Raw genomic sequence first — 24,580 nt, 5'->3', positions numbered from 1 at the left:
CGCTTACACCTTCGACACAAGAGGACGGCCGAGCAGGCCTTGGGGCCGAAAGACCAGAACGAGAACGAGCAGCGAGAAGCTGAAAACGTCTTTGTAGTCCGAGTTCACCAAACCTGAGAACAACGACTCGGAAATCCCGAGAATGATCCCGCCGAGCATCGCACCGGGTAGCGAGCCAATCCCGCCGAGTACCGCTGCGGTGAACGCTTTGATCCCGATGATGAAGCCGGCGTAGAAGTCGAATGTGCCGTAGTTCATGGTGATCAGCACGCCGGCCAGCGCCGCCATCGCGGCACCGATGATGAACACGTAGGAAATCACCCGATCGGTGTTGATCCCCAGGATCGAGGCCATCTTGCGGTCTTGCTGGGTCGCACGGCACATACGGCCGAGCTTGGTGTACTTGATGACGTAGGTCAGCAGGGCCATCCCGGCAAACGCTGCGATCAGAATGAAGATCTTGGTGTAGGTGAGCTGCACGAAGCCGGTCCCGACTTCAACTCGCCATGCACCGGTCAGCAGTGTGGGAACCCCTTGTTGCTTCGCGCCTTGGGCGATCTGTGCATAGTTTTGCAGGATCAGCGAAATGCCGATGGCGCTGATCAGCGGTGCCAGTCGGGTGGAGTTACGCAGGGGTTTATAGGCAACCCGTTCGATGACCCAGCCATACACCGCCGTGACGATGATGGTAAAGATCAGTGTGCCAAGCATCAGCAGAGGGAAGGATTCAATACCGAAGTATGCCAGCAGAGCCAGACTGATCGCCGCTAGGTAAGCAGAGATCATGTAAACCTCGCCATGGGCGAAGTTGATCATGCCGATGATGCCATAGACCATTGTGTAGCCGATGGCGATCAGGCCATAGACCGACCCGAGGGTCAGGCCGTTGACCAGTTGCTGCAGGAAAATACCATCCATAACGCAATCTCACGCATTTGAGAGACTGCACAGAAGCCGGGTACGACGGACCGGGGTTCAGCCGCCGGCGTAACACGGTTGTGTGCAGCTCTACGAGAAAAGACAGGTACTGCACGGACATGTTGTTTGATTGCCCGGCGCACAAGGCGCCCGGCAATCAGCTGTTCATATCACTTCTGTTTTTCCAGTTGGTGGTATTTGCCATCCTTGTCCCACTGGTAAACCACGTAGTCGGAGACTTTCAGGTCGCCCTTGGAATCCCAGGCCTTCTCGCCCATCACGGTTTTGACCGTGTTGGCTTTCAGCCATTTGGCAGCTTCTTCGCCTTTGTTGGACTTGGCGCCATTGAAGGCAGCTGCCAGGGTCTGAACCGAAGCGTAGGCGTACAGGGTGTAGCCTTCAGGCTCGGTACCGGCTTTACGGAACGCGTCAACCACGGTCTTGCTGTCTGGCAGCATGCGCGGGTCAGCGCCGAAGGTCATCAGTACGCCGTCGACGAATTGCGGGCCACCCGCGGTGGTCACCAGTTCGTCGGTCACGATGCCGTCATCGGACATGAACTTGACGTCTTTGAGGCCTTGCTCACGCAGTTGGCGAACCAGAGGACCGGCTTCCGGGTGCAGACCGCCGAAGTAGACGACGTCGGCGCCAGCGCCGCGAATTTTGGTCACGATGGTGCTGAAGTCTTTTTCGCCACGGGTCAGGCCTTCGTACAGCACCGGCTTCACGCCGCGTTTTTCCAGCTGGGCCTTGGTCGCGTCCGCCAGGCCTTGGCCGTAGGTGTCCTTGTCATGCAGGACGACGACTTTCTTGCCCTTGAGCACGTCGACGATGTAGTCACCGGCCACGATGCCTTGCTGGTCGTCACGCCCGCACATACGGAACATGGCACTCAGGCCGCGCTCGGTAACCGCAGGGTTGGTGGAACCCGGAGTGATCGCGATAATGCCCGCTTCGTCGTAGATCTCCGAAGCCGGGATCGTCGAGGAGGAGCAGAAGTGACCGACTACGCCAGCGACTTTCTGGTTGGTCAGGTCCTTGGCGACCGTCACAGCCTGTTTCGGTTCGCAGGCGTCATCGCCCTTGACCAGTACGATTTTTTCCCCGTTCACGCCGCCCGCGGCGTTGACCGCATCGGCCGCAGCCTGTGCACCCTTCATGTACTGCTCGCCAAATGCCGCGTTGGCGCCTGTCATCGGCCCCGCCACACCGATTTTCACTTCAGCCTGTGCAAACGCAGACACACCCAACGCAGTTGCCACTGCGAGGGCCAAAAAGCCTTTCTTGTAAAACGTCTGGGACATGAGGTGGTGCTCCAAGGTTTTTTTTAGTTGGCACTGCGACTTCACTGAATGCTCAGAGCAAGGGCCGTGCCATCGGTTTTTTATTCTGAAAAAAGTCGCTGCTTTATTGTTATTTCGACTGTTTTGATCCCATTTTCATTGGGCGTGCAACCGTCTAAACCGCGGAAGGTGAAACCATTTATTTTTAAAGGCGCAACCCCGGCGCGCCATCATTGCAACCGCGGCGCCAAACGACGTGCAACCAGCCTGTAACAACGTGCGTCACCGAAGTGCACACTCCTGGTGCGGGACTGCTACAACCCGCACCTTTTACAGGCTAGTCGCTGCGCGAAAAAGCGCCGCTTTCAGCAACAAATTTCAACAATCAAATAACGATCCGCAAGCACTGGCCTGCGTGATACAGCGAGAATCCGGCCTCGTACAAACAGCTGCGCAATCCCGCGCCCGCCAATGGCTGCATGGGTGCAAAGGGAATCGGTAGCGCTTGAGGATTACCGTCACACAAATAATCGGCGAAGGCTTTGCCGACCACAGTGCCCGTCGTGACGCCCCGGCCGTTGTAACCGGTGACTGCCACTAAACCGGGCGCCGGCTCGAACAAACGCATCAAATGATCGGGAGTGAAGGCAATGCAACCGGTCCAGGTGCACTCCCATTCCACCGGTTTGAGGTAGGGGAAATAGTGCTGCTGAACCCGGTCGGCCCAGGCCTTGAGGAACCAGGCCGGCTTCTGATTGCCATTACCGAGACTGCCCAGCAGCAGACGACCGTCTTTATCTCGACGAATACTGCTGAGGACCTGACGGGTGTCCCAGGAGCCTTGGCCACCGGGGAGAATTTGCTGCGCAGCCTCTTCGGTCAGCGGGACCGAGGCCACTTGATAGTAGTAACCAGGGAAGAAGTTACGCCGCAACTCTGTCCAGTCACCTTCGGTGTAAGCATTCGAGGCAATCACGACTTGCTCGGCAAGCACCGAGCCCTGAGCGGTTTGTACCGACCAGCGTTGGCCCTGACGTTCGAGCCGGGTCACCGGGGAATGATCGAACACCTGACCGCCGAGCCCGATGGCCGCTTTGGCCAGCCCCGTCGTGTAAGCCATGGGGTTGATCGTGCCAGCACGTCGATCGAGCAGTGCAGCGGCAATCTTTTGGGTGCCCGTTGCTTGCTCGCAGGCTTGACCGGTCAGCAGTTCGACCGGCGCGCCACGGCGTTTCCATTGTGCTTCGCGACTGCGCAAGTCCGCTTCGCCACGGGCGTTGTGCGCCATGTGCAGCGTGCCTTCGCGACGTAATTGGCAATCGATGTTGTATTTGTCGATCAGGCTGAACACCAGGGACGGTGCCGCACCCAGCATGCGATTGAGCTGGCTGCCGATCGCCTCACCGAAACCGGCTTCGATCTCGTCCGGTGGAATCCACATTCCGGCATTGACCAGCCCGACGTTGCGCCCCGAACCGCCATGACCGGCGCGATGGGCTTCCAGTACGCAGACGCTTTTGCCTTTTTCCAGCAGATGCACCGCCGCCGACAGACCGGTGAAACCGGCGCCGATGACGCAGACATCCACCGTCACCTCGCCCTTGAGCAACCCGTTGTCAGGCCTTTGCGGCGTCAGTTTTTCCCACAGACACTCTTCGCGTAACGGCATTGCCAGACTCCAATCAGAAACCTAACAAACAACAAAGCAAAAGCTTCGCGGGCAAGCCTCGCTCCTACAGGGTCGTGCTGTCCATGTAGGAGCGAGCGGTGCGGCGATCCGACTTGCCCGCGAAGAGGCCCTTCAGTCAAACGTAATGCCCTGAGCCAACGGCAACTCCAGCGAATAGTTCACGGTGTTCGTCTGACGGCGCATGTAGCCGCGCCATGCATCGGAGCCGGATTCACGACCGCCGCCCGTTTCTTTCTCACCGCCAAACGCCCCGCCGATTTCCGCGCCGCTTGGGCCGATGTTGACGTTGGCGATGCCGCAGTCGCTGCCCACCGCCGACATGAACTGCTCGGCTTCACGCACGTCAGTGGTGAAAATGCACGACGACAAGCCTTGTGGCACGGCGTTGTTCAGGCGCAAGGCCTCGTCGAAATCCTTGTAACCGACCACGTATAGAATGGGTGCGAAGGTTTCGCTGCAGACCACATCGCTCTGCTCCGGCATTTCAACGATGGCCGGCGAGACGTAATAAGCGTTAGGAAATTGGTCTTCCAGTTGGCGCTTGCCGCCGAACACCCGGCCGCCTTCGCTCAAGGCCTGCTCCAGCGCATCCTGCATGTTTTCGAAGCTGTGCTTGTCGATCAGCGGACCAATCAGGTTGCCTTCCAGTGGGTTGCCGATGCGCACTTTAGAGTAAGCGGCTTTCAGGCGGGTGACGATTTCTTCTTTCACCGATTCATGGGCAATCAGACGGCGCAGCGTGGTGCAACGCTGACCGGCGGTGCCGACGGCGCTGAACAGGATTGCCCGTACGGCCATGTCCAGGTCGGCGCTTGGGCCGAGGATCATTGCGTTGTTACCGCCCAGTTCCAGAATGCTGCGAGCGAAACGTGCGGCGATTTTCGGCGCCACTTCGCGGCCCATGCGGGTGCTGCCGGTAGCGCTGATCAGCGCGACACGCGGGTCATCGACCAGGGCTTCGCCGGCATCGCGACCGCCGATGATGACTTGGCTCAGGTGCGGTGGCGCGTCGCTGAAGTTCTTCAGTACGCGGTCGAACAGCGCCTGGCAGGCCAGTGCGGTCAGCGGGGTTTTTTCTGACGGTTTCCAGATCACCGGGTTGCCGCAGACCAGCGCCAGTGTGGTGTTCCAGGCCCAGACCGCGACCGGGAAGTTAAAGGCGCTAATGACGCCAACGATGCCCAGCGGATGCCAGGTTTCGCGCATGTGGTGGCCAGGACGCTCAGAAGCGATGGTCAACCCGTACAGCTGACGGGACAAGCCGACAGCGAAATCGCAGATGTCGATCATTTCCTGAACTTCACCCAGACCTTCCTGAGTGATTTTGCCGGCTTCCCAGGACACCAGCTCGCCGAGGTCGGCCTTGTATTCACGCAGGATATCGCCCAGTTGACGAACCAGTTCACCACGACGCGGCGCCGGGACCTTGCGCCACAGTTCGAACGCATGATCTGCACGACTGATGTGCTGCTCGACTTCAGCGGCGCCTTCCCAGTTCACGGCGGCAATCTGGCTGCCATCGATCGGCGAATGCACCGGCACTTTGCCGTTCTGGTACAGGGCCGGGTTCACACCAAGACGATCAAGCAATGCGGCAACCATGGGTCACTCCTCAAGCGAAAAACAGAATGTGTGCAGCCGGAAAATCACGACTGATCAGACCTGTAGTTTTAGCGCTCCGGAGGTTACCCAACAAACGACCTTTAAGAGAGATATCATTCCGTTTATTCATGCTGCGAATTGCTGATAAGAAAGAAACAAGAAAAAGGACAACCCATGCTGAATAAACGCTACCTGCCATCGATCACCGCACTGCAGTGTTTCGAGGCAGTAACCCGGCATTTGAGTTTCACTCGGGCCGCCGAAGAGCTGAACCTGACCCAGAGCGCCGTCAGCAAACAGGTCGCGCAACTCGAAGAATTGTTGCAGCACCTGCTGTTCCGCCGGGTGCGTCGACGCTTGCAAATGACTCCGGCCGGTGACTTGTACCTGGTGGAGGTACGAAAAATCCTCACACAGGTCGAGATGTCGACTCACTACCTGCGCTCCTACGGCGGTGAAACCGAGGTCCTGCGCGTCTCCACGCCTCCGACCTTCGGCGCTCGCTGGCTAGTGCCACGCTTGAAGGGTTGGCGTCTGCGCCATCCCTCGATCCATCTGGACTTGTGCAGCGAGCACGAAGCCGACGATCTGCTGCAAGGTCGCAGCGACCTGGCGTTCTACTTCGGCCAGGGCTCTCGACCCGGCACTGAGTGCCTGAAGCTGTTCGGCGAAGAGCTGGTGCCGGTCTGCGCACCGGGCAGCCTGCCGGACACGCCGTTCACCGATCCTACGCAACTCACCGACCTGGTCCTGCTGCAAAACGCCTCCCGACCCCAGGCCTGGCACGACTGGTTCGACAGTCAGGGCTATCACACCGAACACAGCTACCACGGCCCGCGTTTCGAAACCTTTTATATGTGCATCCGTGCAGCCCAGGTCGGCTGCGGAGTGGCGCTGTTGCCGCGATTTCTGGTGGAAGAGGAATTGGCCGACGGCAAACTGGTCATACCCTGGAAGCACGCGATGCCCAGCACCGATGCCTACTACCTGGCGTATCCGGAGCATTCAGCAGAAGTGCCGAAAGTGCGGGATTTTGTGAAGTGGATGCTGGAGCAGATTGATAGTCCTGCGGCAACTTAAGAGCACCGCAATTTCTGTAGCAGCTGGCGAAGCCTGCGTTCGGCCGCGAAGCGGTCGCCAAAGAACAACAAGGTCCACCTTAAGAAACGATTCGACTGTTTTTTGCGAGTGCTGCGCACTCGAACGCAGCCTTCGGCAGCTGCTACAAATTGCGATACCGCTAAGCCCTGGTCAAAAAACACTGGCAATCCCCACCTCTGATATGCGCCACTAGCCCCATTCATTGAAACAGCTGCAACGTCGCTACCACAGGCCGCGGCCAGCCTGGAGAACCCCGTTATGAGCGAGAGCGTGTTTGGCGATCGCATCGTGCAGAACCTGCTCGACACCGACTTCTACAAACTGACGATGATGCAGGCGGTGTTGCACAACTACCCGAACGTGGAAGTCGAATGGGAATTTCGTTGCCGTAACAGCGAAGATTTGCGCCCGTACCTGGCGGAGATTCGTTTCCAGATCGAACGCCTCGCCGAGTTGAGCCTGAGCGCCGACCAGTTGAGTTTCATGGAGCGCATCAGCTTCATGAAGCCGGACTTCCTGCGCTTTCTCGGATTGTTCCGTTTCAATCTGCGCTACGTCCACACCGGCATCGAAAACGGCGAGCTGTTCATCCGCCTGCGCGGGCCATGGCTGCACGTGATCCTGTTCGAAGTGCCGCTGTTGTCCATCGTCAGCGAGGTGCGCAACCGCTATCGCTACCGTGAGGTCGTGCTCGAACAGGCGCGCGAGCAGCTCTATCGCAAGTTCGACTGGTTGACTGCCAACGCCAGCGCAGACGAATTGTCTGAACTGCAGGTAGCCGATTTCGGCACTCGTCGTCGCTTCTCGTACCGCGTGCAGGAAGAAGTGGTGAACGTGCTCAAGCACGATTTCCCCGGACGCTTCGTCGGCACCAGCAATGTGCACCTTTCACGGGAGCTGGACATGAAGCCGTTGGGCACCATGGCCCACGAATGGATCATGGCCCATCAGCAACTCGGTCCGCGGCTGATCGACAGTCAGATTGCCGCCCTCGATTGCTGGGTCCGCGAGTACCGCGGCCTATTGGGGATCGCCCTCACCGACTGCATTACCACGGATGCCTTTCTCAGCGATTTCGACCTGTACTTCGCCAAGCTCTTTGACGGTTTGCGTCATGATTCCGGTGATCCGGTGCTCTGGGCTGAAAAGGCCATCGCTCACTATCACAAGCTGGGCATCGATCCAATGAGCAAGACGCTGGTGTTCTCCGACAGCCTGACGCTGCCCAAGTCCCTGGAGATTTTTCGGGCATTGCGCGGTCGGATCAATGTCAGCTTTGGCATCGGCACCAACCTGACGTGCGATATTCCGGGTGTCGAACCGATGAGCATCGTGCTTAAAATGGCCGCCTGCAACGGCCAGCCCGTGGCAAAAATTTCCGATGAGCCTGGCAAGACTCACTGCAAAGACCCGAATTTCGTCGCCTATTTGCGACACGTTTTCAAAGTACCTGCCGCCCTTTCCAGTACATCTAGCATTTCTAGCAAGGAGTGAATTCATGCAAGCCGAACAGCGTGAGATTGCTGAACAGCTCAAGGTCCAGCCGCCGTTCGCCGACCAGGCCGCCCTCGAGGCTGAAGTCGCCCGGCGGATTACCTTCATCCAGGATTGCCTGGTCAATTCCGGGCTCAAGACCCTGGTACTCGGCATCAGCGGCGGCGTCGACTCCCTGACCGCCGGCCTGCTGGCCCAGCGTGCCCTGCGCGAACTGCGCACGCGCACCGGCGACAACAGCTACACGTTCATCGCCGTGCGCCTGCCGTACGAAACCCAGTTCGACGAACACGACGCCCAGGCCTCGGTGGACTTCATCGCCCCGGATGAGCGCCACACCGTGAACATCGGCCCGGCGGTAAAAGCCCTGGCGAACGAAGTAGCGGTGTTTGAAGGCAAGCATGCGGTCTCGGTGGATTTCGTGCTGGGCAACACCAAGGCGCGGATGCGCATGGTCGCCCAATACACCATCGCCGGCGCGGCCCAGGGCCTGGTGATCGGCACCGACCACGCGGCGGAAGCCGTGATGGGCTTCTTCACCAAATTCGGTGACGGCGCTTGCGACCTCGCGCCCCTGAGCGGTCTGGTAAAAAACCAGGTCAGGGACATCGCCCGCAGCTTCGGCGCGCCGGAGTCGTTGGTGGAAAAAATCCCGACTGCCGACCTTGAAGACCTGTCGCCGGGCAAGCCGGACGAAGCGTCCCACGGGGTGACCTACGCCGAGATCGACGCCTTCCTGCACGGCGAGCCGGTGCGCGATGAAGCATTCAAGATCATCTGCGACACGTACAAAAAGACTCATCACAAGCGGGTGATGCCGTTTGCGCCTTGATTGAGCGAACAACAGGCACAAAAAAAGCGTCCAGTGGACGCTTTTTTTATGAGTTCAATTTGATTACTTCAGGACAACAGTGCCTTTCATCATCGAGATGTGGCCTGGGAATGAGCAGAAGAAGCCGTACTTCTCGCCAGCATCGAGCTTCGACACGTCGAAGGTCACAGAATCCTTTTCGCCAGCGCCGATGACTTTGGTGTGAGCGATGACGCGTGCGTCGCCTTCAGGCAGGTAACTCTTCTCGATGCCTGCGGCCAGGCCAGCGGTGGCGATCGGCTGCATATCGGCTTCTTTGCTCAGGACCCAGTTATGACCCATGACGTTTTTCGGCAGATTGCCGGAGTGTTTCAACTCCACGGTGAACGTCTTGCAGCTCTTGTCGATACTGATTTCCTTGGTATCGAAGGACATCTGGTCAGTGGAGTCAACGGTGACTTTGCACTCGGCAGCCATCAATTGGCTGCTGGCCAGTGTCAGCAGGGATACCGCAACAAGTTTGGCAAACATGGTGAATCTCCAAGGCAGGGTTAACAACAGTGCGAATGGACAGAAGACTGCCTGAAAACCTCGCAAGTTCCTATGACCTGAATCATAAATTGTATACAACTTTCGGGCTATGACACCTATCGAAACAATCTACCAGCCAGACGTCTGGGGCGGCCCTATCATCAGGTCGTCATCACTCATCTGGAACTGTCATGTCCCTTAATAGCCTGTTGTGCAGTTTGCTCGCCGCCTACGCCTGTGGCGCCAGCGGTACCTATGAAACACCTAAACGCGAAGTTTAGACCTTGGAACGCCGCGTGCCTGCCTTTACTCTGTGGCCATACTGACCGTGGAGTAAGGCATGTCTTTAGCGTCCGTTTGTGTATTTTGCGGTGCCAGCACCGGCACCCACCCGGCTTATCGTGAAGCGGCTGTCGCCCTGGGGCGAGCATTGGCCGAGCGCAAGCTGACCCTGGTCTATGGCGGCGGTGCCGTCGGGCTGATGGGCATCGTCGCCGATGCTGCGCTGGCGGCCGGCGGTGAAGTGATCGGGATCATCCCGCAAAGCCTCAAAGACAAGGAAATCGGTCACAGCGGCCTGACTCGTCTGGAAGTGGTCGACGGCATGCATGCGCGCAAGGCGCGGATGGCCGAGCTCAGTGACGCCTTTATCGCCCTGCCCGGCGGCCTGGGCACGCTGGAGGAACTGTTCGAAATCTGGACCTGGGGCCAGCTCGGTTACCACGGCAAACCGCTGGGGCTGCTGGAGGTGAACGGTTTCTATAGCAAATTGACAGATTTTCTCGATCATATCGTCGGCGAAGGCTTCGTTCGCGAACCGCACCGTGACATGCTGCAAATGAGCGAATCGCCGCAAACCCTGCTTGATGCACTGGACGCCTGGCAACCCTCGGTACCGCCAAAATGGGCCGAGCAAAAACCCAGCTAACCGCTGGGCATCGATACAGGGCAGAATATGCGCCGCTCAACCTCACCTTCGACCCCAGAGGATCGCCCATGGCTAAACCCAATTATTCCTTCGCCAAACGTCAGAGAGACTTGGCCAAGGAGCAGAAGAAAGAGGAAAAGCTTCAGCGCAAGAAAGCTACAGCTGAAGAAGAAGCCGCCGCACTGAACCCGGATGCAGAAGGTGAAGTGGCCGCAGAAGATGATGTTGAAACACCGAAAGATCAGGCGCCCGACGCCTGAGACCCTCAGGGCCCGATGATCTGATCAGGCCCACCGGATCTGTGTCCAGGGTCAGCAGTCACGCTGCTGACCCTCACAGGCCAATCTGAAATACCTCCAGTCCAGAAACTAATTGCACATCCCTAGTTAATCCAGTGGCATTACGGTGACACGGACTTCGGGGTCATGGTTGCCGCCGCCCAAAATCACCCCACGCAACGGCGAGACATCGGAGAAATCCCGGCCCCAGGCCAACGTGATGTGTTCCAGCGCTGGTCGCACGTTGTTGGTCGGGTCGAAATCCACCCAGCCGAGCACCGGGCAAAACACTGAAACCCAGGCATGTGAAGCATCGGCGCCGATCAGCCGCGGCTGGCCCGGTGGTGGCTGGGTCAGCAGGTAGCCACTGATGTACCGCGCCGCCAACCCACGGGAGCGTACGCAGGCGAGCATCAGGTGAGCGAAGTCCTGACAAACGCCGCGCCGGCGCTCCAGCACTTCCACCAGCGGCGTCGCCACCTGAGTCGCTTCGGCATCGAACGTGAACTCGCTGAAGATTTTCTCCATCAGCGCCTGTACACCCAGCATCAGTGGCCGACCCAGTGGAAAGCAGCTTTGCGAGAACTCGACGAAGTTGTGCTTCAAATGCACATAGGGCGATTCGAACCGGTAACGACACGCTTCCAGCAATTGCGGGGAAAGCGGCTGACTGCTGTAGGTCAGCGCGTTGCGGGTTTCTTCCCACGCGGGGGATTGATTGAAATCCAGCGCCGGCCGAGCCAGCACTTCGACGGTGAGCCGGGCATTGACCAGCAATTCATCGTGCGGCCGCTCGAACGCCAACCGGGTCAGCGGATTGCCGAACACATCCAGCTCATCGCGGCGCGAAGTCGGGTCGGGACTGATCTGCAGTTGCTGCTCGGTGCAACGCTGCCAGGCACAGGCCCGTGGCCAAAGGTGCGCGAGTTGCTGGGCCAGGGACACCGGGCTGTCGTAGTGATAATGGGTGTCGTGGAGAATCTGGTAGTGGGCGCTCATTATACGGACACCGTGCGCTGGCTAACGTCATCGACATGGGCGAAATGGCGCAAGGCCAGACGATCCGACACTTGCCCGCTGGCGTCGGCGATTTCTTGCAACAGGTCGGCCAGCCCCTCAATGGCCGCCCGAACGCTGGCTGCGCCGAACAGCGGGTTGTCCAGGCATCCCAGATCGAACTGTGCCAAGCGTTCCACCCACTGTGGCAACCCCACTTCACGAGGCGCGCCGAAGTCATCATTCAAGCGCTTCAAGGTACGAGTCACCAGTTTCAACTGGAACAACACGGCGTGGGGGTTCTGCTCGTCGAGCAGCAACAGGTCGAGCACCGGAATCAGTTGCGCCACCGCCAGATACCGCGAACGGTAAGTGATGCTGCTGTTGCCCAGCTCCAGCAGCCATTCCAGTCCGGCCTGATCGAAAGTACCGGCACCTCGCAGAAATGCCGCCAGGCTGGCGCTGAGAAATTGCAGACGTTCGATCCGACGGCCGATCATCAGGAAGCGCCAGCCTTCATCCCGGGTCATGTCGTCGAGGGCGAAACCGGATAACGCCGCCAGGGACATCACCAGACGGTTGAGGAAATCCAGCAATTCGCCGAAATCCGGCTCTTCCGTTTCCAGCTCCATGGCCTCGCGTTGCAACTCCACCAGCGCCTGCCAGTTTTCCCGCGAGAGCTTGCCGCGCACTTGCGAAGCAGCCCACTGCAAACGTTGCAGGTTGGAGCGCAGGCTGAAAGGCCAGTCGTCGCCGAGCAATGCCGCCAGCAAGCGTTCCGGCAACTCGCCTTCATCGGGCAACAACATCAACCGTTCGCCCAGATCCACCGCCGCCTCCAAGGCTTGCGGGTCATCGCCATCGACATAACGCGCCAGCATGATCCGCAATAACCGCGCACTGTCATCACAGCGCTCGCAGTAACGCCCGAACCAGAACAGATTTTCCACCACCCGCGACGGCAGATACGGATCGCGTCTCACCAGGTCGTGCACGCCGATCGGGCGCTGGGTTTTCCATTGCTCACCGCTCGGCGGGCGATCGCCCAACACCCAGGTGTCTTTGCTCGCACCACCGCGCTGCATCGACACCACTTCGGCGTCAGCCTCGGCCGCAACGCGGGTGAGGCCGCCGGGCAGCACCCGATAGCCATCACGGCTGGCCACTGCGTACACGCGCATGCCGATGGCCCGGGGTTGCAGATGACCCTCTTCAGCCTGCCAGATCGGGGCTTGAGAGAGCTGGGCCAATTCTTGCGCGACATAGGCATAAGGCCGAGCCTGCATGCGCTCGGCCAGTGCCTCACGCTGTTTTTCACTCAAATCGCGACCAAACACCGGAGCGAAGCTCTGTGACGGAAAAGCCGGCTTGATCAACAACTCCGGCAATTTTTCCAGGGCCTGAGCCAGCACCGGCGCTTCACCGCACCACCAGGTTGCGATGGAGGGCAGGATCAATTCTTCGCCGAACAGGAATTGATTGATCCTCGGCAGGAAGCCCAGCAATCCCGGCGACTCCAGCACGCCGCTGCCGAGGGCATTGGCCACCAGCACTCGCCCTTGGCGTACCGCCTCCAACAACCCCGGCACGCCAAGGGCCGAATCGGTGCGCAGCTCAAGCGGGTCGCAGAAGTCATCGTCGAGCCGCCGCATGATCGCGTGGACCCGGCGCAATCCGCTCAGGGTTTTCAGGTAGACCGTAGCGTCGCGCACCGTCAGGTCACCGCCCTCTACCAGTGGATAACCGAGCTGGCGCGCCAGATAGAGGTGTTCGAAATAGCTTTCGTTGAAACGTCCCGGTGTCAGCAGCACGATCAGCGGCGCGTCGTCATCGCTCGGTGCCTGACGTGCCAGGGTTTCCTGAAGCGTGCGGAAGAACCCGGCCAGGTGCTGCACTTTCAGGTCGCGGTACAGCTCGGGAAAGGCCCGGGACACAATGGTACGGTTTTCCAAGGCGTAACCGGCACCGGACGGCGCTTGAGTCCGGTCCGCCGTGACCCACCAGCGACCGTCAGGCGTACGCGCCAGATCCACGGCATACAAATGCAGAAAAGCCCCTTCGGGCGGCGTGATGCCCTGACAGGGCCAGAGGAAGTTGTTGTGACCGAAAACCAGCTCGGCAGGCAGCAAACCTTCGGCGATTAACCGCTGCGGCCCGTACAAATCTGCCAGCACCGTATTGAGCAAGCGTGCCCGCTGAGCGATTCCGGCCGATAACTGCTGCCATTCATCAGCCGCAATCACGTGCGGTAGCAAATCGAGCTCCCACGGCCGATCGGCCCCCTTGAGATCGGCGTAGACGTTATAGGTCACGCCGTTTTCCTGGATCTGCCGTGTCAGCAGGGCCTGACGCTGCACCAATTGTGTTGGCGTGCTGCGCTGCAATTGGTCGAACAACCGACGCCAATGCGGACGCACGGCGCCGCTGTCGTCGAGCATTTCGTGATAAGTGCCCGCCGTCAGCGGGTAGCGGTCAAGCAGGTCAGGCATGGAAAGCTCGGCAGACAGCAAAGAACGGTCAGACTAACGCAGGCTCATGACGCCCGGATATACGAAAAATCCGAGCGTCGCGTACGGTTTAGAAACGTCGTAAATCGAGAGTCATCGGTAGCTCGTCGTTAATTTCCATATTGGGTATAGGAAGTTTCCCCGGCGTATGTCCGATGCGGAAGAAGCGCGCCATTCGGCGGCTCTCCGCCTCATTGGCGTTCACCGGCAAGCTGTCGTAGTTGCGTCCGCCCGGATGGGCAACGTGGTACTGACACCCACCCAGCGAGCGCTGCATCCAGGTGTCGAGCAGGTCGAATACCAGCGGCGCATGGACCGGGATGGTCGGTTGCAGGCAGTTGGCCGGTTGCCAGGCACGAAATCGTACGCCTGCCACAAATTCGCCAACCCGTCCGGTGGGCTGCAAGGGCACCGCAATGCCGTTGCAGGTCAGCACGTAACGCTGGGGTGGCAGGCCCATGAGTTTGACCTGCAAGCGTTCAAGCGACGAATCCACGTAACGCACCGTGCCGCCGACCGCGCCCTCCTCTCCCAGCACATGCCAAGGCTCCAGCGCCTGGCGCAATTGCAGTTCTATGCCGCTGACCGCGTAATCGCCGACCTTGGGGAAACGAAACTCCAGATGCGCCGCAAACCACTCGGCCCGTACCGGATAACCGGCGGCATTAAGGTCGACGATAACGTCGGCGAAATCCTGTTCGATGAAGTGCGGCAACAAGAACCGGTCGTGCAATTCGGTACCCCAGCGCGCCAACTTCGGCGGTGCATAGGGCTCACGCCAGAACCGAGCCACCAGCGCCCGCAGCAACAACTGCTGAGCCAGGCTCATGCGCGCATGGGGCGGCATTTCAAATGCGCGCAATTCGAGCAAACCAAGACGGCCGGTAGCACCGTCCGGTGAATACAGTTTGTCGATGCAAAACTCGGCACGATGGGTGTTGCCGGTCACGTCGATCAGCAGGTTGCGCAGCAACCGATCCACCCGCCACGGCGCGCACTCCTCGCCCGGCTCAGGCATCTGGGCGAAGGCGATTTCCAGTTCATACAACGCATCGTTGCGTGCTTCGTCGACCCGTGGCGCCTGAGACGTCGGGCCGATGAATAATCCCGAAAACAGGTAGGACAAGGACGGGTGGTTATGCCAGTAGCTGATCAGGCTGCGCAGCAAATCCGGACGGCGCAGAAACGGTGAGTCAGCCGGTGTCGCGCCTCCCAGTACGAAATGGTTGCCGCCGCCGGTGCCGGTATGCCGGCCATCGATCATGAATTTCTCGGTGGTGAGTCGGGTCTGGCGCGCTTCTTCGTAAAGAAATTCGGTGCGCTCGACCAGTTCATCCCACGTGGCGGACGGCTGCACGTTGACCTCGATCACACCCGGGTCGGGCGTGATACGGAAGTTGCTCAGGCGCGGATCGCTCGGCGGCTCATAGCCTTCCAGCAACACCGCGCAATGCAACTCCTCGGCGGTGGCTTCGATGACGCTGACCAGTTCCAGGTAGTCCTCGACCCGCTCCAGCGGCGGCATGAACAGGTACAACCGTCCTTCTCGTGCTTGCGCGCAGAAGGCTGTACGGGTCAGCCAGTCGGCAGATTCGTCGATCTTTGGCGTGCGTTCATCAGCCACCGCAGGCTCGCCTTGGCTCTGAAGCTGCGCAGTGTCGGGCAGTGCGGGGAAATCCTGATTCGGGTCCACAGGATGAATGAACGGGTACTCCGACGCCTTCACCCAAGGCTGCGAGCCGAGCGGCAAGCGATAGCCCAGCGGCGAGTCCCCCGGTACCAGTCGGCAGTGTTCGTCGCGCAGATACCATCGACCACTCTGCCATTGATCACCCTTGGCGGTGCGCGCCAGCGGCAGGACCTGACCGATGACCTTGTCCAGGCCCTGGCTGAAGACTTTGCGCAGGCGCGCACGCTCCAAAGGCTCTGCAAGACGTGAGTCTTCGGCGCTGACGTTCTGCGGCAAAGCGCCTTCGCGCCAGAGGTAATAGAAATTGTCTTCGTAGGCCGGAAATACAAACCGTGTGGGAATTTTCAGGCGCTCGGCGACACTTGCCAGAAAACGCCCGGCCAACTCGTCATTGGCCCCGTAGTCTTGCTGCTCATCGGCAATCAACGCGCTGTTGTGCCAGATCGGCACATCGTCGCGGCGCCAATAACAGTTCAGCGACCAGCGCGGCAATTGCTCGCCGGGGTACCACTTGCCCTGACCGAAATGCACCAGGCCTTTGGGCGCGTAGTGCTTACGCAGGCGCTGGAACAATTCAGCGGACAGACGCCGCTTGTCCGGCCCGAGCGCAGCGGTGTTCCATTCGGCACCGTCCGGATCATCGATGGATACGAAGGTCGGTTCACCGCCCATGGTCAGGCGTACGTCACCCTCGAGCAGGTCGGCATCGATCTGCCGACCCAAGGCCTGGATCGCCAGCCACTGGTCTTCGGTGTAGGGCTTTGTCACCCGCGGTGCTTCCCAAATCCGCTCCACCGACATTTCGTGGGTGAATTCGCACTCGCACGGTTCAACCAAGCCACTGACCGGTGCCGCAGAGCCCGGATCGGGGCTACAGGCCAACGGAATGTGTCCTTCACCGGCAAACAGCCCTGACGTCGCGTCCAGGCCGATCCAGCCAGCACCGGGCAAATAGACCTCGCACCAGGCGTGCAGGTCGGTGAAGTCCACGTCAGTGCCCGACGGGCCGTCGAGGCTTTTGACATCAGCGGTGAGCTGAATCAGGTAACCGGAGACGAAACGCGCCGCCAGACCGAGGTTGCGCAGCAGTTGCATCAGCAACCACGCGGAGTCGCGGCAAGAACCGGAGGCATGTTCCAAGGTGTGTTCGGGGGTTTGCACACCCGGCTCCATGCGGATCAGGTAGCCGATGTCTTCGCTCAGGCGCTGATTGAGCGCGACGAGGAAATCGACACTGGGCAGAGGCGTGCGGTCGATACCGTCCAGGTAAGCCTTGAACTTTGGCGTCAGGGGCAAGGTTTCCAAGTACGGCGCCAGCTCTTTGCGCTCATCCACGGCGTAATCGAAAGGGATCTTTTCGGCGTAGGGCTCAAGGAAGAAGTCGAATGGATTGAAGACCGCCATCTCCGCCAGCAGATCGACTTCGATCCGCAGCTCATCGGTTTTCTCCGGGAACACCAACCGCGCCAGGTAATTGCCCTGGGGGTCCTGCTGCCAGTTGATGAAGTGCTGCTCGGGAGAGACTTTCAGCGCGTAGGAAAGTATCCGCGTGCGACTGTGAGCCGCCGGGCGCAGACGAACGATCTGCGGACCGAGCTCGACGGCGCGGTCGTAGCGGTAATGCGTGACGTGGTGCAATGCGACATGGATCGACACGGCGTGCCTCCTGCGAGCCTGGACGTAATCGAAAGCGGCGCAAGACTTATGCCATGCAGGCAGGTCGGACCCTTTCTTCGGTTACTCAAGGCAGTAGAGCACTAAAAGCGCGCATTGCTCGCTTTCGTGCGCGCAGGAGCGCACATAAATGTGGCGGATCGGTGGGCCCGTCGACTCAACGTTGCGTGCGCGATGCCTTGGAAGCGTGCCTGATCAACTCGCGCTGGCGACGGATTTCAACCAGCCGGGTGCGCATTTCTCGTTGTCCGTTGCTATTGAGAAAAAGCAGCCCCAGTAAAGGGGACAGCAAGGCCAACACATAAATCACTCTGGGGGGGGTGTACTGGATCATCGGCAACACGAACAGCAGGCATGCCACAAAAACCCCGGCCACCATCCACACCCACCGCGGCCTTCCACGCACAATCATGAAATTGCTATGAACAATCAGAAGCGTCAGTGCTGCGCCTGCCAGAAAAATATAAAACCCGCTGTCAGCAAGCGGCGCATTCTGGAAATAGGTGACGAACGACAGCGCAACTGCAAAGGCGAGTGAAAAGTAGGCGGCAAAGATCCCGCCAAGAAATGCCAGAAAGTAACGTCTGAAAAATGCCTTGAGTGTTAGTTGTTCGCTCACTCGTCGATTTCCTCGTACAGGCCGATCGCAACAGTTTTGACATTGCCTGACAAGGCACTTCCAGTAAGGCCGATCGCAGCCCCTAACGAATCCTTGATCTGGGTGACCGTGCCATGCTTGAGTTGAGTTGGCGTGAAGCGTTTAGGCAGTTCTCCCGCCAATTGCTTCAGTTTGAGCATTTTCGATGTCAGTCTTGGATCATTGATGCTCAGAAGTTCCTTGGTCAGCTTCGCCCGTTCCTGCCTGTTCAACCCACGAAGCACATCGCGCAGGCTTTTCCCGGTAGTAGCCTTGGCGACCCTGACCAGTTTGATGGTGGCCAGAGCAGATGCCCCAACACCCACCAGGGAAGCGGCATCCAATCCGATAGATGCGTTCTGGTACCACGCCTCGCTGTCCAGCCAATCGTTCACTTCAGGCTTGGCCACTTCAAGGGTGGTTCGTGCGATGCCATTGAGGCACTGAAGACTGCTTGCCCCGGCGGCGGTATAAGCAATAGCGACAACGACCGAACTCGCACCCGCGCTGAACGGAACCAGGATCGTTCCGCTGGCAATGACAGCCCAACTGATCACTGCCCCGGCGCACGACAGCGTGGTATTCACCGCCTCTGCTACCAATCGCGATTCCCGCGGATTGTTCTGCACCTGATCGGCGAATTGCGCAGGCGCAATGTACTTCTGCGCCTCCCGCAAAATGATCCGCTTGGGCTTGATGCTGCAAATCGGCTTGAACTCGCGCAGGGTGACTACGTTGAACTCGGCATCGATGTACACCACGCCCGCGCCGACGATTCCGGGATCGGCGTCGATGGCGGCGAACAGGCGTGGCAGGTTGATCTGGTTTTCGATGCGTTGGCGGGCCATGAACTGGGAGGGGCTGTAGTCCATGCCGATACCCGGTAAGGGGTTGTTCATGTGAATCGTCCTTGAGAATTGGGGGTGAGATCTTTATTGCCTGTGCCGCCGTCATCGCGGGCGAGCCCGGCTCCCACAGGGTTTGGCGTTGTACCGGGGGAACCGGTTTTCCTGGTGGCCACTGAAGTGCGCGTCACCTTAGCAAACAGGCCGTCCCCTCGCTAGAAAGCAAAACGCCAGCACTGAGGCTGGCGTCTTGCGATGCGGTACGGCAATTAACGCGGCACGACAGGTTTGCGCGCAGGCTTTGGCCCCTTGCCTTTGGCCGCATCCTTACGGTCCTTCGCCGCCTGCTGGTTGCGGGCGAATGCCGCAGCCTTGGCCTGTTCGCGCTTGTCCCACGAGTTGCCGCCATCGCTGGCGCGCGGTGGCAAGCCAGTGTGCTGGGTCAGGATCTTGGTGGTCTTTTCCCCTGCCACTTTATGGCTGCCGGCGGGTGTCGAGTTCTTGCGACGGGCGCTCTGGTAGCTGTCGGTCGCCGGCTGGTGCAGCGGGATCAACTGATTCTTGCCCGGCCCGATCAGGTCGGCGCGACCCATGCGGGTCAGCGCTTCACGCAGCATCGGCCAGCCTTTCGGGTCGTGATAACGCAAGAACGCTTTGTGCAGACGACGCTGCTCTTCGCTCTTGACGATGGTCACGGCGTCGCTCTTGTAAGTGACCTTACGCAGCGGGTTCTTGCCCGAGTGGTACATCGCGGTGGCGGTGGCCATCGGCGACGGGTAGAACGCCTGCACTTGGTCGGCACGGAAGCCGTTGCCCTTGAGCCACAAGGCCAGGTTCATCATGTCTTCGTCGGTGGTGCCCGGGTGCGCGGCGATGAAGTACGGAATCAGGTACTGCTCTTTCCCGGCTTCCTTGGAGTACTTCTCGAACATGCGCTTGAACTTGTCATAGCTGCCAATGCCCGGCTTCATCATCTGGTTGAGCGGACCTTCCTCGGTATGTTCCGGGGCGATCTTCAGGTAACCACCAACGTGGTGGGTCACCAGCTCTTTGACGTATTCCGGCGACTCGACCGCGAGGTCGTAACGCAGGCCAGACGCGATCAAAATCTTCTTCACACCCGGCAAGGCACGAGCGCTGCGATACAGCTGGATCAGCGACGAGTGGTCGGTGTTCAGGTTCGGGCAAATACCGGGGAATACGCACGAAGGCTTGCGGCACGCGGATTCGATTTCCGGGCTCTTGCAGGCGATGCGGTACATGTTCGCGGTCGGACCACCGAGATCGGAAATGACGCCGGTAAAGCCTGGAACCTTGTCGCGGATCTCTTCGATTTCGCGAATGATCGACTCTTCGGAACGGTTCTGGATGATCCGGCCTTCGTGCTCGGTGATCGAGCAGAAGGTGCAGCCGCCGAAGCAGCCACGCATGATGTTCACCGAGAAACGGATCATGTCGTAGGCAGGGATCTTTTCCTTGCCGTACGCCGGGTGCGGAATGCGCGCATAGGGCATGCCGAACACGTAGTCCATTTCTTCGGTGGTCATCGGAATCGGAGGCGGGTTGAACCAGACGTCGACTTCGCCGTGCTTCTGAACCAATGCACGGGCGTTGCCCGGGTTGGTTTCCAGGTGAAGCACGCGGTTGGCGTGAGCATAAAGCACCGCGTCGCCACGGACTTTCTCAACCGACGGCAGACGAATCACAGTCTTGTCGCGAGTCATTTTCGGGCTGGCCAGAATCTGCACGACTTTGGCTTCGCTCGGGTCTTCTGCACTTGAAAAAGTCGCGCCCTTTTCCTGCTCGATGGTGCAAGCCGCAGTGTCCTGAGTGTTCACATACGGGTTGATGATCTTGTCGATCTTGCCCGGACGGTCGATACGCGTGGAATCGACTTCGTACCAGTCTTTCGGCGTATCGCGACGGATGAATGCGGTACCGCGAACGTCGGTGATGTCTTCGATCTTGTGACCGTAGGACAGGCGCTGGGCGACTTCGACGATCGCGCGCTCGGCGTTGCCGTAGAGCAGGATGTCGGCGCAGGCGTCGATCAGGATCGAGTTGCGCACCCGGTCCTGCCAGTAATCGTAGTGGGCGATGCGGCGCAGGGAAGCTTCGATGCCGCCAAGAACGATCGGCACGTTCTTGTAGGCTTCCTTGCAGCGCTGGCTGTAAACCAGGCTCGCGCGGTCCGGACGTTTGCCCGCCAGGCCACCGGGAGTGTAGGCGTCATCGGAACGGATTTTTTTGTCGGCGGTGTAGCGGTTGATCATCGAGTCCATGTTGCCGGCCGCGACGCCGAAGAACAGGTTCGGCTCACCGAGCTTCATGAAGTCGTCTTTGGACTGCCAGTTTGGCTGAGCGATGATCCCGACGCGAAAGCCCTGAGACTCCAGCAGCCGGCCGATGATCGCCATGCCAAACGACGGATGGTCAACGTACGCATCACCAGTGACGATGATGATGTCGCAGGAATCCCAGCCAAGCTGATCCATCTCCTCCCTGCTCATCGGCAGGAATGGCGCTGGGCCGAAACATTCGGCCCAGTACTTGGGATAGTCAAATAACGGCTTGGCTGTTTGCATGACGATGACCGGTGTTGAGATGAAAAATCGCGGGCGCGGAATATAGCACAAAAAATAACCAATTCCGACGGCTATGGTCGGAAATTGCAACTCTCGGCAACTTACTCGTCGTCGAAGTTATAGCTGCCCGGCGCCAGGTTTTCGAAGCGGGTGTACTTACCGATGAACGCCAGTCGTGACGTACCGATCGGGCCGTTCCGCTGCTTGCCGATGATGATCTCGGCGATGCCTTTGTGCTCGGTTTCCGGGTGGTAAACCTCGTCCCGGTACACGAACATGATCACGTCAGCATCCTGCTCGATCGCTCCGGATTCACGCAAGTCGGAGTTGATCGGGCGTTTGTTCGGACGTTGCTCCAGGGAGCGGTTGAGCTGGGACAGCGCCACCACCGGGCAGTTGAATTCCTTGGCCAGGGCCTTCAAGGAACGGGAGATTTCAGAAATCTCGTTGGTCCGGTTGTCGCCGCTCGAACCCGGGATCTGCATCAATTGCAGGTAGTCGATCATGATCAGGCCGACATCGCCGTGCTCACGCACCAGACGCCGAGTCCGCGCTCGCATTTCCGAGGGGCTGATACCGGCCGTATCGTCGATGAACAGCTTGCGATCGTTGAGCAAGTTGACCGCCGAGGTCAGGCGCGGCCAATCGTCGTCGTCCAGGCGGCCGGCACGAACCTTGGTTTGATCGATCCGACCGAGGGACGACAACATACGCATGATCAGCGATTCGCCTGGCATCTCCAGCGAATAAACCAGTACGCACTTGTCGCTGCGTAATACGGCGTTTTCCACCAGGTTCATCGCAAAGGTGGTTTTACCCATGGATGGACGGCCGGCGACGATGATCAGGTCGGACGGCTGCAAGCCGCTGGTCATGCCGTCGAGATCGGTATAACCGGTGGAGAGGCCCGTAATCGCGTTGTCAGTGTTGAACAGCGTATCGATACGGTCGATGGCCTTGGTCAACAGGTCATTCACGCTCACCGGGCCGCCGGTTTTTGGCCGGGCCTCGGCGATCTGGAAAATCTGGCGTTCGGCTTCGTCGAGAATCTCTTCAGCCGAGCGGCCTTCCGGGTTGAAGGCGCTGTCGGCGATTTCGGTGGCGATGCCGATCAACTGCCGCAACGTTGCTCGTGCGCGAACGATCTGCGCATAGGCCTTGATGTTGGCGACGGACGGCGTGTTTTTCGCCAGTTCACCCAGGTAACCAAGGCCGCCGACCTGCGAGGTCTGACCTTCCTTGTCCAATTGCTCGGCAAGGGTCACGACGTCGATCGGCGAGTTCTGGTCCGCGAGCTTGGCGATCGCGCGGAAGATCAGACGGTGGTCATGCCGATAGAAATCGCCGTCGGAGACTTGATCGAGCACGCGTTCCCAGGCGTTGTTGTCCAGCATCAGACCACCGAGCACGGCCTGTTCGGCCTCGATGGAATGCGGCGGCACCTTCAGGGAAGCGGTTTGCAGATCGTATTGCTCGGGAGCGGAGATATCGTTCATGGCCACTTGGTTTATTTAAGAAAAGCAGGGGTTACAGAAAGACAAAGGGCACGACCTGTAAACAGGATCGTGCCCGATGTTACCGGCAAGCACCCGAGGGTACCAGCCGACAAGTGCTGCTTAAGCTGCTACCACGACAACGCGTACGGTGGCTTCAACTTCGGCGTGCAGGTGCACGGCTACGTCGAATTCGCCTACGTTGCGGATGGTGCCGTTCGGCAGACGAACTTCGCTTTTTGCGACTTCAACGCCAGAGGCGGTCAGTGCATCAGCGATGTCGTGGGTGCCGATCGAACCGAACAGCTTGCCTTCGTCACCGGCAGTGGCAGTGATAGTCACTTCCAGCTCAGCCAGTTGGGCGGCACGGCTTTCAGCCGAAGTTTTACGGTCTGCTGCGGCTTTTTCCAGCTCAGCGCGACGCTCTTCGAACGCAGCCAGGTTGGCAGCGGTCGCAGCGGTAGCTTTGCCGTAAGGCAGCAGGTAGTTACGACCGTAACCAGCCTTAACGTTCACTTTGTCACCCAGGTTGCCCAGGTTGGTGACTTTTTCCAGAAGGATCAGTTGCATGTGAAAATCCTCTTAACTTTTAACCTTCACCGTTCGCGCTATCGGCGTCTTTCGGCGCCGAACGACCGCGAAAATCAATCAGGCTGTCGACGATGGCCAAGACCACCAGCAACGGATAGATCAGCTGCATGAACAGCAACAGCGTCACGTACAACCCCACCAGCCAGAATCTGGCCAGTCGCTTTTGCGCCACCAGCCCGTGAATCAGGGCCAGCCCGGCGAACACCAGCGGTACACTGCACAACGGCGTCAACATGGCCATCTGTGGACCGATGTTCGGCCCCAGAAGCATGCACGCCAGCAGCAACATCGCTGGTAGAAGCGGGAGTCGGATGGCGCGAAACTCGCGACCAAAACCACCCGGGTTGTACAACAACGCCTGCCAGTAGCGCCCGACAAGCAGGCTCAGCACACTGACGATTTGCAACAAGGCCGCAATCAGGCCGGTCAGGACCGGTGCAATCAGGGACGCAAAATGCGCTTGCTCGTCTACCGACAACTTCTGGTAGACATCACCGAGTAGCGACGGCATGACTTTTATCAAAGCCTGCGCCAGCATCTCGATTTGGGGAGCAAAAACTGTCCCCAGCACCACTGCAAACACCACTCCCATCGCTATGCTGACCAGCAGCACGCGGTTCCAGGACTCACTTGCGCGCAAAACCAACGCAAGGCTCCAAGACCCCAGCAACACCAGAAGTGAGCGTGGGTCATCGGCGTAAAGCCACCAGATCAATGCCGGCAGCAGTCCCAGAGCAAGAACGCTCGAGGCGTCCTTCAATCCGCGCCGCAGGAGCACAAAGCATCCAGCGGCAGCACCCAACCAATACAACAACGGCAATGCCGCGCATCCAGCCACTACCAGAGTGGCCTGCATACGGCCGCGCATGATGAACTCAGCTATGGCTCGCATGCATTCAATCCTTTGCTACGTGTCGACTGCCCGA

19 protein-coding genes are annotated in these 24,580 nt (G+C 59.3%); 5 read left to right on the top strand and 14 right to left on the bottom strand.

The window, feature by feature from the left end; all coding sequences use genetic code 11:
- Positions 1-3: 3 nt before the first annotated feature.
- The 4 genes from ACYZT3_RS03835 to amaB all read right to left on the bottom strand — a co-directional run bounded on the left by ACYZT3_RS03835 (position 4) and on the right by amaB (position 5,493).
- On the bottom strand, positions 4-918 hold the full coding sequence (locus ACYZT3_RS03835; RefSeq protein ID WP_282376718.1) for an ABC transporter permease subunit: 915 nt from the start codon (positions 916-918) through the stop codon (positions 4-6).
- Between the two features lie 170 nt (positions 919-1,088).
- Positions 1,089-2,222 carry an ABC transporter substrate-binding protein gene (locus tag ACYZT3_RS03830; RefSeq protein ID WP_282376717.1) on the bottom strand — a complete coding sequence of 378 codons (1,134 nt, stop codon included), beginning with the start codon at positions 2,220-2,222 and terminating at the stop codon, positions 1,089-1,091.
- 364 nt (positions 2,223-2,586) lie between these two features.
- Complete coding sequence (gene amaA, locus ACYZT3_RS03825) at positions 2,587-3,870, bottom strand: L-pipecolate oxidase (protein ID WP_462031545.1); 1,284 nt, start codon at positions 3,868-3,870, stop codon at positions 2,587-2,589.
- A 132-nt stretch (positions 3,871-4,002) separates the two neighbouring features.
- Positions 4,003-5,493: an L-piperidine-6-carboxylate dehydrogenase gene (gene amaB / locus ACYZT3_RS03820; protein ID WP_282376715.1), complete on the bottom strand. Its 1,491-nt coding sequence runs from the start codon at positions 5,491-5,493 to the stop codon at positions 4,003-4,005.
- A 174-nt stretch (positions 5,494-5,667) separates the two neighbouring features.
- On the opposite strand from amaB, the gene ACYZT3_RS03815 reads away from it, so the two are divergent.
- The 3 genes from ACYZT3_RS03815 (at position 5,668) to nadE (ending at position 8,920) form a co-directional block, all read left to right on the top strand.
- On the top strand, positions 5,668-6,573 hold the full coding sequence (locus tag ACYZT3_RS03815; RefSeq protein ID WP_462031544.1) for a LysR family transcriptional regulator: 906 nt from the start codon (positions 5,668-5,670) through the stop codon (positions 6,571-6,573).
- A gap of 279 nt (positions 6,574-6,852) precedes the next feature.
- The gene (gene pncB / locus ACYZT3_RS03810) at positions 6,853-8,088 is read left to right on the top strand and encodes a nicotinate phosphoribosyltransferase (RefSeq protein ID WP_282376713.1); all 1,236 of its coding nucleotides are present in this window, start codon (positions 6,853-6,855) and stop codon (positions 8,086-8,088) included.
- 4 nt (positions 8,089-8,092) lie between these two features.
- On the top strand, positions 8,093-8,920 hold the full coding sequence (gene nadE, locus ACYZT3_RS03805) for an ammonia-dependent NAD(+) synthetase (RefSeq protein ID WP_282376712.1): 828 nt from the start codon (positions 8,093-8,095) through the stop codon (positions 8,918-8,920).
- A 63-nt stretch (positions 8,921-8,983) separates the two neighbouring features.
- Here nadE and azu read toward each other — a convergent pair whose 3' ends face one another.
- A complete protein-coding gene (gene azu, locus ACYZT3_RS03800) occupies positions 8,984-9,430 on the bottom strand; it encodes an azurin (protein WP_462031543.1) in 447 nt (148 codons plus the stop codon).
- A gap of 340 nt (positions 9,431-9,770) precedes the next feature.
- Between azu and ACYZT3_RS03795 the strand changes: the two genes are divergently transcribed.
- Together ACYZT3_RS03795 and ACYZT3_RS03790 are read left to right on the top strand one after the other, a co-directional pair.
- Positions 9,771-10,358 carry an LOG family protein gene (locus ACYZT3_RS03795; protein ID WP_282376710.1) on the top strand — a complete coding sequence of 196 codons (588 nt, stop codon included), beginning with the start codon at positions 9,771-9,773 and terminating at the stop codon, positions 10,356-10,358.
- A gap of 68 nt (positions 10,359-10,426) precedes the next feature.
- A complete protein-coding gene (locus ACYZT3_RS03790; RefSeq protein WP_046044817.1) occupies positions 10,427-10,618 on the top strand; it encodes a hypothetical protein in 192 nt (63 codons plus the stop codon).
- Between the two features lie 126 nt (positions 10,619-10,744).
- Here the strand turns inward: ACYZT3_RS03790 and ACYZT3_RS03785 are convergent, their stop codons facing one another.
- From ACYZT3_RS03785 to ACYZT3_RS03745, 9 genes are all read right to left on the bottom strand, one after another.
- Positions 10,745-11,635 carry a transglutaminase family protein gene (locus ACYZT3_RS03785; RefSeq protein WP_462031542.1) on the bottom strand — a complete coding sequence of 297 codons (891 nt, stop codon included), beginning with the start codon at positions 11,633-11,635 and terminating at the stop codon, positions 10,745-10,747.
- A complete protein-coding gene (locus ACYZT3_RS03780; RefSeq protein WP_282376708.1) occupies positions 11,635-14,121 on the bottom strand; it encodes a circularly permuted type 2 ATP-grasp protein in 2,487 nt (828 codons plus the stop codon). The genes ACYZT3_RS03785 and ACYZT3_RS03780 overlap by 1 nt, the downstream gene beginning before the upstream one ends.
- Positions 14,122-14,209: 88 nt before the next feature.
- Positions 14,210-17,485 carry a transglutaminase family protein gene (locus tag ACYZT3_RS03775; protein WP_462031541.1) on the bottom strand — a complete coding sequence of 1,092 codons (3,276 nt, stop codon included), beginning with the start codon at positions 17,483-17,485 and terminating at the stop codon, positions 14,210-14,212.
- Between the two features lie 175 nt (positions 17,486-17,660).
- Positions 17,661-18,122 (bottom strand): hypothetical protein, encoded by a 462-nt coding sequence (locus ACYZT3_RS03770; RefSeq protein ID WP_282376706.1) that lies wholly within the window; start codon positions 18,120-18,122, stop codon positions 17,661-17,663.
- Positions 18,119-19,039, bottom strand: a complete 921-nt coding sequence (locus ACYZT3_RS03765; protein ID WP_462031540.1) for an NAD synthetase — start codon at positions 19,037-19,039, stop codon at positions 18,119-18,121. Before ACYZT3_RS03765 ends, ACYZT3_RS03770 begins: the two co-directional genes overlap by 4 nt.
- Positions 19,040-19,254: 215 nt before the next feature.
- Positions 19,255-21,570 carry a YgiQ family radical SAM protein gene (locus ACYZT3_RS03760; protein WP_282376704.1) on the bottom strand — a complete coding sequence of 772 codons (2,316 nt, stop codon included), beginning with the start codon at positions 21,568-21,570 and terminating at the stop codon, positions 19,255-19,257.
- A 101-nt stretch (positions 21,571-21,671) separates the two neighbouring features.
- Positions 21,672-23,066, bottom strand: a complete 1,395-nt coding sequence (gene dnaB, locus ACYZT3_RS03755; protein WP_282376703.1) for a replicative DNA helicase — start codon at positions 23,064-23,066, stop codon at positions 21,672-21,674.
- Between the two features lie 120 nt (positions 23,067-23,186).
- Positions 23,187-23,633, bottom strand: a complete 447-nt coding sequence (rplI, locus tag ACYZT3_RS03750) for a 50S ribosomal protein L9 (RefSeq protein WP_003197251.1) — start codon at positions 23,631-23,633, stop codon at positions 23,187-23,189.
- A 19-nt stretch (positions 23,634-23,652) separates the two neighbouring features.
- Positions 23,653-24,546 (bottom strand): YybS family protein, encoded by an 894-nt coding sequence (locus ACYZT3_RS03745; protein WP_282376702.1) that lies wholly within the window; start codon positions 24,544-24,546, stop codon positions 23,653-23,655.
- Positions 24,547-24,580 lie beyond the last annotated feature (34 nt).

The sequence above is a fragment of the Pseudomonas sp. MDT1-16 genome (assembly GCF_054898115.1).
This window is presented reverse-complemented; position numbering and strand designations above follow the sequence as displayed.